The 12732-nt window shown below is 64.6% G+C and carries 8 protein-coding genes; 6 read left to right on the top strand and 2 right to left on the bottom strand.

What is annotated here, in order from left to right; translation table 11 throughout:
- Window positions 1-40 precede the first annotated feature (40 nt).
- Complete coding sequence (locus J2X57_RS02285; RefSeq protein WP_309863310.1) at window positions 41-901, top strand: aldo/keto reductase; 861 nt, start codon at window positions 41-43, stop codon at window positions 899-901.
- A 107-nt stretch (window positions 902-1008) separates the two neighbouring features.
- Here the strand turns inward: J2X57_RS02285 and J2X57_RS02280 are convergent, their stop codons facing one another.
- The gene (locus J2X57_RS02280; RefSeq protein WP_309863307.1) at window positions 1009-2307 is read right to left on the bottom strand and encodes an NAD(P)/FAD-dependent oxidoreductase; all 1299 of its coding nucleotides are present in this window, start codon (window positions 2305-2307) and stop codon (window positions 1009-1011) included.
- A 190-nt stretch (window positions 2308-2497) separates the two neighbouring features.
- On the opposite strand from J2X57_RS02280, the gene argS reads away from it, so the two are divergent.
- The 4 genes from argS to J2X57_RS02260 all read left to right on the top strand — a co-directional run bounded on the left by argS (window position 2498) and on the right by J2X57_RS02260 (window position 6338).
- Window positions 2498-4258, top strand: coding sequence for an arginine--tRNA ligase (gene argS, locus J2X57_RS02275; RefSeq protein ID WP_309863304.1), 1761 nt, complete (start codon window positions 2498-2500; stop codon window positions 4256-4258).
- Between the two features lie 93 nt (window positions 4259-4351).
- Window positions 4352-5128, top strand: coding sequence for a cyclic nucleotide-binding domain-containing protein (locus J2X57_RS02270; protein WP_036113479.1), 777 nt, complete (start codon window positions 4352-4354; stop codon window positions 5126-5128).
- Between the two features lie 49 nt (window positions 5129-5177).
- Entirely contained in the window at window positions 5178-5795 is a 618-nt protein-coding gene (locus J2X57_RS02265) for an OmpW family outer membrane protein (protein ID WP_309863298.1), read from the top strand.
- Window positions 5796-5867: 72 nt separating this feature from the next.
- Complete coding sequence (locus tag J2X57_RS02260; protein ID WP_043693842.1) at window positions 5868-6338, top strand: DUF1203 domain-containing protein; 471 nt, start codon at window positions 5868-5870, stop codon at window positions 6336-6338.
- Between the two features lie 7 nt (window positions 6339-6345).
- Here J2X57_RS02260 and J2X57_RS02255 read toward each other — a convergent pair whose 3' ends face one another.
- Window positions 6346-9291 carry a TonB-dependent receptor gene (locus tag J2X57_RS02255; protein ID WP_309863295.1) on the bottom strand — a complete coding sequence of 982 codons (2946 nt, stop codon included), beginning with the start codon at window positions 9289-9291 and terminating at the stop codon, window positions 6346-6348.
- Between the two features lie 634 nt (window positions 9292-9925).
- Here J2X57_RS02255 and J2X57_RS02250 point away from each other — a divergent pair.
- Entirely contained in the window at window positions 9926-12730 is a 2805-nt protein-coding gene (locus J2X57_RS02250) for a TonB-dependent receptor (RefSeq protein ID WP_309863290.1), read from the top strand.
- Window positions 12731-12732 lie beyond the last annotated feature (2 nt).

The following is a 12732-nucleotide window of genomic DNA, read 5'->3' as shown; positions in this document are numbered from 1 at the left end:
GTGTCTGTGACTTTCCTCGTCCCACTCATGGAGTCATACGATGACAACCCCCAACGCAGCAGCAAGCGGCACGTTCAGCATCGGCGGTGATCTCGAGGTCAATCGCCTCGGTTTCGGCGCCATGCGTATCACCGGCAAGGGCATCTGGGGCGACCCGGCCGATCCCGTCAAGGCGCGGGCCACGCTGGCGAAGCTTCCCGAACTCGGGGTCAACCTCATCGACACGGCGGACAGCTACGGCCCCTACGTCAGCGAGGATCTGATTCGCGAGGTGCTGCACCCGTACAAAGGCCTCGTTATCGCGACCAAGGGCGGCCTTACGCGTCACGGTCCCAACGTCTGGCCCCCGCTGGGCCGACCGGAATATCTGCGCCAGTGCGTTCTGATGAGCCTGCGCCGTCTCGGCGTCGAACGCATCGACCTGTGGCAGCTGCATCGCATCGACGCGAAAGTGCCGCGCGATGAGCAGTTCGGCGTGATCAGGGACATGCAGAACGAAGGGCTGATCCGCCACGTCGGCCTGTCCGAGGTCAACGTCGAGGAAATCGAAGCCGCCTCGAAATTCTTCAAGGTCGCGACGGTGCAGAACCTCTACAACCTCGGTAACCGCCAGAGCGAAGCGGTGCTCGACTACGCGGAGAAAAACGGCATCGGTTTCATTCCGTGGTACCCGCTGGCGGCGGGTGAGCTGGCGAAAGAGGGCTCGCTGCTGTCGAAGATCGCGAAGAAGCTCGGCGCGACGGACGGCCAGGTGGCTATCGCGTGGCTGTTGAAGCGTTCAAAGGTGATGTTGCCGATCCCGGGTACCGGCGATCCGGGCCACCTCGAGGAGAACGTCAAGGGTGCGAGCATCGAGCTGTCGCAGGAAGACTTCGAGGCGCTCGAGCACGCGGTGAAGTGACGTGCTTCGGGTGAGTTGAGGGATCCGGCCACCGCCAGCAGGACTGGCTTCCACCCAGGCCGCCCGGCCCAGGTGGAAGTCGGCTCCGCCAGCGGAGCCCGCTGGCCTCAGTGCAACTTCACCGGCGGCAGCGTCGTGTTCCGCAGCCAGTCCGCCAGCCACAGTGCCGTCGCACGGGGCCAGCCGTGCAGCGTCGCGCGATGCCTCTGCTGCAGTGACACGTACACCAGCTTCGCCAGCCAGCCGCGCATCGGGATCACCGACTTATGGCGGCCCGACGGCAATTCGCCGGTCGCCTGGCGTACGCCCAGGGAGACGAGCGTTCCCTTCGAATGGAAGGCGAACGCTGCGGGCGTTTCGCCTCGCGACACCTTGATCAGCGCGTCCGACAGATACGTCGCCTGCTGATGCGCGGCCTGTGCCGTCGGCGGCACGCTGCCTCCGTCGGGCGTGGCGGTGAACGCGCAGTCGCCGAGAGCGTAGATACCCTCGACGCCCTTCGCCGCGAGGTGCTCATCGACGACGATGCGCCGGTCGCGCGACAGCTCGAAATGGCCGAGGCCCTTCACCATGTCATGCCCGGTGACGCCCGCGGCCCAGACCTTGATGTCGCAGGGAATGACGCTGCCATCGGACAGGTGGAAAGCGTCGGACTCGACGGCGTTGACGCCGACGCCAAGGCGCAGGTTGACCTTCATGCGCTCCAGGATCTGCTGCGCGGACGCCGACGTGTCCGGATCCACGGCGGGCAGCACGCGTGGCGCCATATCCATCAGGGTGACGTCGAGTTTCGCGGCGGAATCCAGGCCGCCATAGCGATGCATGTCGTTGAAGGCGTGGTGCAGCTCGGCCGCGAGCTCGACACCGGTGGCGCCCGCGCCGACGATGCCGACGCGGATGCGCTTTTCCGGGTCGCCTGCGCTGCGCAGCGCGAGGGCCAGGATCTTACGGCGTAACGCGATGGCCTGGGCCGGGCTGTCGAGCATGTCGCAGTTCTCGAGCACGCCGGGCGTGCCGAAGTCGTTCACGCGGCTGCCGAACGCCAGCACCAGGGTGTCGTAGGTCAGGCTCCGCGGTGGCAGGATCAGCTCGTCCGTGTTGGGCAGGTGCACCGCTTCGAGGTCGATCGTTTTTTCCACGGCGTTCAGGCCCAGCAGGGCCCCTGGCTCGAAGCGATAACCATGCGCCTGCGCGTGCGCAAGAAAGGGCACCGCCTCTTCGCCGTCGCCCAGCAGGCCGGCGGCAAGCTCGTGCAGTCGCGGCTTCCAGAAATGGCTGGAATCGCGGTCGACGAGCGCGACATCGAAGGCCTGGCTCTTGCCCAGCCGGGTGGCCAGTTCGATGCCGGCGGCGCCGCCGCCGACGATCACGACGCGATGTGCGCCCGGCCGCTTGGTTGAGTTCATTGCGAAGTCTCCGTATCAGTCTGAAACGAGCATACCCAGCGTATCGTTCGCGGCTTGCGAAGACCCACCGTGTCGTGTAAACAAAGCGCATGTCCCCGCGCATCCTTCTCCGACGACGAATCGCCCAGCTCGCACTGAGCTGAGCCGACGGCGCGCCTTGCGCCGCCTTTCATCGTCCCTGGAGAAACCCATGTGCCTGTCCCCAGCGTCGCGGATCGACGTCCTGCTTACCGCTGCCTTCCTGTCGCTCGACCTGCCTGTGGCTCTCGCCAGGGCGGTGCCTGCCACACGCCCGGACCTCGGCGATTTTCAGTGCAACGGCGCGCTTGCTGCCGCGGCGCTCGTCGGCCGGACGGGGCGCGCCATCGCGGAAGACATCGCCGCGTACCTGCGCCAGGAACCGGCTTTTGCCGAGGTTAGCGTTGCCGGTCCGGGTTTCATCAACCTGCGGCTATCCGCCGCGTTCATCGCGCAGGGTCTTGACGCCGTGGCCGCGGATGACCGGCTGGGTATTCCGGATGAAGGCCGTGCGCGGCGTGTCGTGCTCGACTTCGGTGGTCCCAACGTCGCAAAACCGCTGCACGTAGGGCATTTGCGCTCCCTCGTGCTTGGCGAGAGCCTGCGGCGGATTCATGCGGCACTGGGCTGGTCGACGCATGCGGATGCGCATCTCGGTGACTGGGGCTTGCAGATGGGCATGTTGAGCGCGGCGATACGCCGCACGGACCCGACCCTGGCGTTCTTCGATTCCGAGGCGGTGGTACCGTTTCCCGAGACCGCGCCGGTCACGCTCCGTGAACTCGAACGGCTCTATCCCGAAGCCGCCGCAGCGTGCCGGGAGGACCCTGGCCGTATGGCTGAAGCCCGCGCGGATACGGCGGCCTTGCAGGCGGCCGACCCGGGACTCACGGCGTTATGGCGTTCGTTGCGTGCGCTTAGCCTGAGCTCTCAGGCAGCCGACTTCGAGCGGCTGGGCGTGCGCTTCGACGCTCTGGATGGCGAGAGCGACGTGCGGGACGCGATCGCGCCGCTGGTCGCCCGGCTGCGGGCGTGCGGTGTCGCGACAGCAAGTGAGGGCGCCGTAGTCATTGAAGTCGCCGAGCCCACGGACAGCTCACCGGTGCCGCCGTTGCTGCTGGCAAAGAGCGACGGCGCCGCCCTTTATGCGACGACCGATCTGGCAACGCTCGAGGCTCGTGCGTCGGTGCCCGGGTTGGCGCGTGTCGTATACGTCGTCGATCAACGGCAGGCACTGCATTTCGAGCAGGTCTTCCGCGCGGCACGCAAGGCGGGCATCGCGCACGATGTCGAACTGGTGCACGCCGGTTTCGGCACGGTGAACGGGCCTGACGGTAAACCCTTCAAAACGCGCTCGGGCGGCGTGGCGCGGTTGGCCGATCTGCTGGACGACGCCGTCGCCCGCGCCGCGGAGCGCCTTTCCTCTTCCGGCTACGGCATGGACCTGGACGGTGCGCAACGCGAGGCCCTCACGCGCCAGGTGGGCGTCGCCGCCGTGAAGTTCGCCGATCTGTCGGGGGATCGTCTCTCGGGGTATGTCTTCGACCCCGCGCGCATGGTCGCGTTCGAGGGGCGCACGGGTCCGTACCTGCAATACGCCTGCGTGCGCCTGCGGTCGTTGCTCGCCAGGGCCGCCGGTGAGGTCGTGGGGCCCGCGCAGGCGTCGGCGCCGGTGGAGCGCGACCTCGCGCTGCATTGCCTGTCATTCGGTGACACGGTGTCGGAAGCCGCGCGGCTCTACCAGCCCGGTGTACTAGCGGCCTACGCGTATACGCTCGCCCAGCACTTCAGCCGCTTCTACGGCGAGTGTCCGGTGCGGTCGGAGCCGGATCCCGCCGTGCGTGCTGCCCGGCTGGCACTCTGCGCGCTGACCGAGCGCGTGCTCACCCGCTGCCTCGACCTGCTGGGTATCGACGTGCCGCTGCGGATGTAGGAGGACCTATCGTCGCAGGCACCGCGCATCCGGCCTCCCCACACGCGCGCGCCTGTTACCGTCCGTTCGACCTATCGCATCGGGGTAACTGAGATGACCGAGTTGCACGACGTCGCCACGCGCCACGGCTGCGTGGCCTGTGGGCTACACGACGTCTGCCTGCCCGCCGGTATCGAGGGCGAGGCGCTCGCGCGCGTCGACCGCATGACCCGGGACCGCCGCACGCTGGTCCGGGGCGAGCCGCTGTTTCGTCAGGGCGAGGTGTTCCACTCGCTTTACGTCCTCCGGTCGGGCGCGACGCGCAGCACCATCGCCGATGCCGAAGGCGTGCATCAGGTCATCGGCTTCGGGTCGCCGGGCGATATTCTTGGCGTGGACGGGTTGCTCGACGAGGCGTACCGCACCGAGGCGATCGCGCTGGAGCGCAGCACGCTGTGCGAGGTACCGTTCGCCCGGATGGAAGCGGCTCTGACCGAAGTGCCGTCGTTGCACCGGCGCATGTTGCGCGTACTCAGCGGCGAGGTCGCCGCCGATCAGGATCATCTCGTGGCGATGGGACGTCAGTCGGCTGTCGAACGCGTCGCCTTGTTCGTGCACGGTCTGGTCGAGAAGCAGGGCAGGTTGTCGCGGCAGGGCGACTGGTTACGGCTGTCGATGTCGCGTGCGGACATCGCCAATTACCTCGGTCTTGCGGTGGAAACCGTAAGTCGTGCGTTGGGGCGCATGGAGGAGACGGGTATGCTGCAGGCCAGTGGTCGCACGCTGCGCATCCTCGACCGCGCGATGCTGTCGGCGATGGTTTCCGCGGCGCCCTTGCGATCGCAGGAAAAACTGACCGCGATCAGGAAACGCGCGGCAATGAATTCCTAACCTTTGTCTGCCGACCGGTTGCGGTCGGGACAGAATGAAGGAGTTTTCCGTGCGTAACCTGAAGAACGTCGCCATCGCCGGCCTGCTGTGCATGGCTCCCGTCACCGGTGCGATCGCCCAGTCCGTCGATAATCCCTGGATCCTGCACATTGGAGCCCATGTCGTCGACCCGCGCTCCGACAACGGCCACCTCGCGGGCATGAAGGCCAGCGTCGGCAGCAGCACGCGTCCGACGCTGAGCCTCGAATACCTGTTCACTCCCGAATGGAGCGTCGACGTGCTCGCTGCCGTGCCGTTCCAGCACAGCGTCCGCCTCAGCGGCCAGCGCGCCGCCACCGTGAAGCAGTTGCCGCCGACGGTCGGCGTAAACTATCACTTTCTCGCGGGTCGCCCGGTGTCGCCCTTCGTCGGCGTCGGCGTGAACTACACGCGCTTCTTCGACACGAAGGGTCGCGGCGCCTTGCAGGGCGCCAACGTCGACCTCGACAGCAGCTGGGGCATCGCGTGGCACGGTGGCGTCGATATCACGCTGGACCCGCGCTGGACTCTGACGCTCGACGCCCGTTACATGGACATCGATTCAAAGGTGAAGGTCGGCGGGGCCTCGGTGGGTACCGCGCATATCGACCCGTGGGTGTATGGCTTCAGCTTTGGGTATCACTTCTGACGGCAAGATCCGGATGGCTGGCGAGTCCAGGCCGCGAGCACCATGGATTCATTCCCACACCGGAGTGAATCCATGTCGTTTCGAATCAGTGGTCTCGATCCCGCACCTTTCCAGTCCCTCTACGGCCTTGATGACCGATCACTCGAGGCGCGCAACGCCTTACGCGTTATTGCCGGCGATGACACCGGGTACCCTGAACGCATCGAACTTCGCGCCGCGCGCAAGGGCGAGGCGCTGATCCTCCTGAACTACGTTCACCAGCCCGCGCCGGGGCCTTATCGCGCGAGCCATGCCATCTTCGTCCGTGAGGGCGCGACGGTCGCTCATGACGCCGTGGACGAGGTTCCCGACGTGATCCGCACGCGGCATATTTCCTTGCGCGCCTTCGACGAACGAGGGCATATCGCCGATGCGCTTCTCGTACCGGGTACCGCGGTTGAAGAGGCGGTGGAACGCCTCTTCAACCGCGGCGCGGTGCGCTACATCCATGCGCATTACGCGGCTTACGGGTGCTATGCCGCGCGGATCGACCGCGTCGGATAAGCGAAGATCAGAGCTTGTAGTTGAGCCCGAACATCACCGTCCGCCCGTACGTATCGAACTCCAGCGGGCGTGCGACCTTCACGTTGTTCGGCAACGCGGCTATCTGCTGCGTCTTCATCGGCGAATCGGTCAGGTTGTTGACCTGAAGAAGAATCGACAGCCCGTTCCATGTGCCATGGTCGAAGGCGTAGCCGAGCTGCAGGTCAGTCTGCTTGTCCGCCAGCACCTGGGTGTATCCCAGCTGGTCGAAGAGGGCGACGGCCTCACCGGTGAAGGACGAGCGGTAACGTTCCGCCACGCGTACCGACCAGCCGTACTTCTCGTAGTACAGGGCGAGGTTGGCGACTTTGCGGGACAAACCGGGCAGGGTCGACGGGCTGCCCGGGATGCTCGACACGGCGCTGACCGGCAGGGTGCTGTTGGTCAGCGAGAAATTGGCCTGCACGCCGAAGCCGTCGAGAGCCTGGGTGACGAGACCGCCTTCCAGCGACCCGGACAATTCCAGGCCCTGCATCTTGCCGCCGGTGCCATTTTCCGGGCGTGTGAACGAGCCGATGGTGCTGGTCGGCGTGAGTGTCGGGTTGTCGTTGACGTAACGCGAGAAGTCGTAATCCAGCGTGGTCTGGTTGTAGATGTAATTCAGCAGATTCTTGTTGAACACCGCGGCGGCGACGTAGCTCGCCGTGCCGAAGTATTTTTCCCATGACAGATCCGCACCCACGGCGATATACGGCTTGAGCTTCGGGTTGCCGCCGCTGCCGGACCAGAGCACCTGACCCGCGCCCGGACCGTCGAGGACTTCCGCAACGCCCGCCGAGGTGGCGACCTTTTCGTCGTCGATGCGTCCGCGCGCCATGGTCTTGGCCAGGCCGAAACGCAGGAACTGCTTGTCGGCGATCTCGGCGGCGAGGTTGAGGCTGGGCAGGATCTTGCTGTACTTCGCGCCATCGGAGATGCGCCCCACGAGCGCGTCACCATTCGTCTGCAGGGCCTCTGACGACTGGTCCGTCTTCACCCCTTGCACGCCGACGTTGCCACGCAGCGGGATATCGCCCAGATGCGTGTCGATGTTGAACTTGACGTAGGCGACAGGGACTTTCTCCTCGACCGAATAGTTGCGACTCCAGTCCGATTGACCGTTGCGCTGGGTCTTGTAGTACTGGCTGTTGAGGGCCTGCAATACGTCGTAGTTGACGACGCCGGGAAAGCCGCCATAGCTGAGATCGGTGATGCCGCTGAGCGCGGACGGATCGATGGGAGCCGCGAAACCGGGCACGTAATCGGCCGACGTCGATCCGTTACCGTTGAGCCAGGCAAAGTACACGTCGGCCTGCTTGGTCTTCTTGCGGTCGGAGTAGTTCACGCCGATGTTGACGTCGCTGAAGATCCAGCCCACGGGATGGCTCACCTCGAGGCGGAACGCCTTGATCGTGTCCTTCTGCTTGTCGAATTCTTCGCGGCCGTCATAGCCGTAGTTGTTGGGATCGGTGAAGAACATCGCCGAGGGATCGGCGAAATTCACCCCGGGACGGAAATCCGGAAAGTGCTCGTGGATCGGCGTCGCGAAATCGGTCGACGATGTCGCCTGATCCGGAAGGCCGGCGAACAGGTAGGCGTCGTGCAGGTCCTTCTTCGCGCTGGAATAAGACAGATCGGCCGTGAGGGCCCAGCCGTTGCCGAAGTCGTACTGGTTGTTCCAGCCCGCGGAGAAGAGCTTGTCGTGTTCTTTCGTGTAGTCGTTCTGCAGGATCGACTTGAGGCCGTCGATGTGGCCGGTAGTAACGATCGGATAGGGCAGTGCGGGGACCACGCCCACGTTCGAATACGAGACGTTGTCGTAAGGGCTGCTCGACCACTGCGCACCATTGAGGTACGTCTTCTGATTGAACGTCGAGTAGTACAGATCGAGCGTGGAGTGATAGTGGTCGTCCGGAGCCCACTCGAGCACGGTCATCAGGCCGTTACGCAGCTGGTTCTCCGATTTTGCACGCAACTGCGCGCCTTCCTGAGAAAGCACGTTGTCCGGCAAGCCTGGTGTATGCGGCGCGCCCCAGTTGTTCTCCGCGCCCTGCGATCCATTGTTGAGACTCCACCACCACGCCTGATACTGCTTTTCCTGTACGGGCGAATCCAGCTGCGCGAAGCCGACCGCCAGTCCCAGCGTGTGGTCGAAGTACTGGTCGATATACGAGAAGCTGACGCGATGACCCGCATCGCCCACGCCGGAGCCGTGATTGAGGCTGCCGTTGGAATTGGTCTCCCCGCGCACGTTGGCGGCGAACGTCCGCTTCGGCAGATCCAGCGGCTTGATCGTGTGCAGATCGACGGTGCCGGAGAGGCCCTGGCCGATGAGGCTCGCATCCGGTGTCTTGTAGACGGCGGCGCCGCTGATCAGTTCGGACGGATACTGGTCGAAATCGACACCACGGTTTTCGCCGATCGTCGCCTGCTCGCGGCCGTTCAGCGTGGTGCCGGCGAAGTCGGGCGACAGGCCGCGAATGGAGATCTGGTTCGCGCGCCCATCGACACGCTGCGTCGCAAGGCCGGACAGGCGCGCCAGACTCTCGGCGATGCTGCTGTCGGGAAGCTTGCCGATGTCCTCGGCGGAGATCGCCTCGATGATGTTGTCCGAATTGAGCTTGGCCTTGAGTGCGCTCTGGATGCTGCCCTGAATACCCGTAACGACCACCGCGTCGAGGTTGCTTGCGGCATCCGGATTGGCGGCGCGTTTTTCCTTCTCGCTCTGCGGAGCCTGCGCGGCGGTAGCCGGCGTGGCTGCCGGCTTCGTGGCGGCCTTCACGGCCGGCTTCGCCGTATCCTGCGCCGTGGGCGTTTGCTCCTGGGCGGTGACGACGCCGCCGCACAGCAGCGAGAGCGCGGCGGCGCATGCGACGGCCAATGGCCGGCGTGGGGTGGCGGGCACGACACGGCCCTGCGTCTGTCGACGATTCATCGAGATCCCTGCGATTACGTTGAGTGAGCGGCGCACCCCTGTTCACGCCGCCGCGCGAGAATGCGCGCCCCTTGCGTCGGTGTCATCGTGCGTCGCAGCAGAATCCTGCGGCCTGGTTCATCCGGGCGCAAAGTCTCGTGGTGCGTTGCAATAGGCGGACGTCTATGCATTTTTGGCCGTTGACGCCCTTTTTACAGTGCGCTATATGTTGCTCCACGCGGTGCGTTCGACGAACGTCATACCGCGTATTCCTCCGGCATCCTTGGGGTATGCCGGCACGCAGCTCGCGATGAATGACGGACAGACCGCTACGATGCGTCGCCCCGATTCCAATCAGAACGCCAGCTGCGCCTTCGCAGGTCGTCCGTTCGTGCATGTGAGGGCCGATGGCCTTCCGATCCTCGCGCGAAACAAACTCAGCGCCCTGCGTTCCCGCGGCAAGTGTGTCGCCGGCTACTCGCCCCCGCAAACCTCCCTCTGATCGTCCGACCAAACTGATCGGCACGTTCACCCGTCCGTCGTGATGTCGACGCATGCCCGCTGACGCGAGCGTGCACGAGCCTCCATGTCCGGACCGCGCGACGAACCCGCTGGTCAGCCTTTTTTCAGAGCACTTTCGGGGTGGGGGTGGATCGTGGGTATCGATAAGGTTTTCAACAAGAAGTGTCTGGTCGTGGCCGTGTGTGCGGTATTGGCCAATGGGGCGTTTGCGCAGGACGCTGCGCCAGCGCCGTCAACGCCGCCGCCGGTCAAAGCGGCTACGGATACAAAGGACCCGGCCGCCAAGCCGGACAAGGCCGTGCAGATGAAGGCGCTCAGCGTCGTGGCCAACCGCTACGACGCGACCAACATGCGCATGGATTCCATCAACACGGTGGACGTGTTGTCGGCAGCCGACCTGCAGCACACCGCCGTGCACAACGTGGCGGAGGCACTGGGCCTGATGTCCGGCGTCAACGTAACGACTACGGGCTCCGGCTATTTCGGCGGCATCGACGGCGCGGCGCGCGGCGAGGGCATGTTCACCTCGGTGCGTGGCCTGCCGTCCGAGTACAACGTCAATCTGGTGAACGGCAGCAACGTGGCCCAGGGCATGCCATATAGCCGCAGCGTACAGCTGAGCCTGCTGCCACCGTCGGGCTTGCAGACCATCGTACTCAACAAGACCTCGACCGCCGACATGGACGGCGACGCGATCGGCGGGACGATCGACTTTCGCACGCCGAGCGCCTTCGATTTCAGGAAGGATTTCAGCGGCAGCGTCACCGCCAGCGGACGCGTGGAAAGCCGTGCGCGCGACTACGGCGGCAGCGGCCTCGGCAGCGGTCTGGCCGGGGAACTGCAAGGCAAGTTCGGTGCCGAGAAACAGTTCGGCATTTACGTAAGCGGCTATTACGACTACCGCAACATCGCCAACAGCGAGATCGGTGCGGCGGAAAGTGCGTCCAACGACGGTTCCTGGGCATTTCTTCACGCGACCGCGGAAGGCGACAGCGCGCCCGGGTACGACCCCGCTCACAACCTGACCAGCCTCGGCAGCAACGTCGGCATCGCGTCGGGGTTCGAGCGCCGCTACGGCGGCAATATCTCGTTCGACTGGAACGTGGACCCGACGCTCAAAGCCTATGCGCGAATGACTTACGCGTATGCGCTGACCGAGCAGAACACCACGTATAACCAGCTTTTGCCGCAGGACGTGACGTACGTACCGACCTCCACGCCAGGCGTGTACACGCCGAACATCGGGCGCATCGCCAACCGCTTCTGGTTCGAGACCAACCCGGAGCGGGCAGACCTGGCCACGATCCAGTTCGGTGCGGACAAGACCGCCGGCGGATGGACGATTTCGCCCAACGTCTTCTGGAGCATCGGCCGCAACGACCGACCCGAACACGTCGAGATCGACGGGCGCGAGGACAAGTATTCGCAGGACAACTTCGCGTATAACCGCAGTTCGCTGCTGAGCTACGGCGGCAACGGCTTCCCGTACCCCGTGCTGACGCCGGGTTTGCAGAACTCCGTCAACAACGTGCAGAACATGTACGCCAACGATTATGGCGAGGTCACCGACATCCGCTCCGGCCAGAAGCGCGGCGGCGCCAAACTCGATCTGCGCTATGACTTCGACAGCGGCGTGCTGCAGTCGGTCAAGTTCGGCGTGAAGTACAGCGACAGTTCGCGCGAGTTTACCAACCGCGACTGGTCGACCGGTGGCATCAACGATGGCACCACGACCCTCGACGACCTCGGCATCTTCAAGGGCTATTACAATCAGATTTTCCCTGGCAAATTCGACTGGCGGACGCCGGAAGTCAGTCGTGCCGCGGTCGCCGCGCTCATCGCGGCCCACGTCCAGCCGTCGGATCTGGATACCTGCGGCAAGCTGGACTTCAACAACTACAACTGCGACACCATGCGCGGCACGGAAGCGGTCAGTGCCGCGTACGGCATGGCCACGTTCCAGAGCGGTCCGTGGGAGATCATTCCCGGTGTGCGCTTCGAGCACACCTCCATCCACAACACGTTCTGGACGACGCCGACCGATGCCGACGGCAACGAGGCGCCGGGCTACTTCTCCAATAACCGGACCATCTACAACGAGCCGCTCGGCAGCCTGTTCATCAATTTCCGCCCGGACGGCAACATCGTGTATCGCGGCGCGATCTGGCAGAGCTACACGCGACCGGCCTTCGTGCAGCTGGGCGGCGGTTCGCAGATCAGTGTGTCCGATGGCGTGACGACGATCACCAGCGGCAACCCGAACCTGAGCCCGATCAAGGCCACCAATGTGGATCTGGGCGCCGAGTGGACGACGCAGAGCGGCGGTTACGTGTCCCTGGCCAGCTACTACAAGAAGCTGCGCAACTACATCTACGACAGCGGCGGCGGCCAGGCCAATCCGAACACGTCCGGTGTGGGTACCGTCCTCACCAAGACGCCGACCAACGGCGGGGACGGGCATGTCTACGGTCTCGAAGCCACGTACAGGCAGAAGTTCCAGAACCTGCCTGAGCCCTTCGATGGCCTGGGCTTCAGCGTCAACGCCACGCGGCAGAATTCGAAGGTCGACCTGGGCCGCGACGGCTTCGAGAACGAAAGGCTGCAGTCGGCTCCACAGCGCATGGCCAACGCCGAGCTGTTCTACGAGAAGGCCGGTTTCTCGCTCAACCTCAGCTACCACTACACGGGCTCCTACCTGTCGACCTACGACTTCCTCAATCAGGGCAATCCGTGGGACGACCTGTGGATCCGTCCGATCCGCCGCGTCGACCTGCATGCGGGTTACCTCATGAATAACGGCCTGCAGTTCGATTTGCAGATCAGCAACCTGACCAAGCAGTACTCCTACTGGTCGCACATCGGCAGGAACAGTCTGGCCAACTCCGATATCGTGGATGCGGGCATGACCACCCTGTTGACCGTGAAGTACTCGTTCTGAGC

Origin of the sequence: Luteibacter sp. 1214, from assembly GCF_031455395.1 — a bacterium.
In the GTDB taxonomy this organism is placed as follows: domain Bacteria; phylum Pseudomonadota; class Gammaproteobacteria; order Xanthomonadales; family Rhodanobacteraceae; genus Luteibacter; species Luteibacter mycovicinus.
Note: the sequence above shows the minus strand (reverse complement) of the source record. Positions and strands in the feature narration are given on the sequence as shown.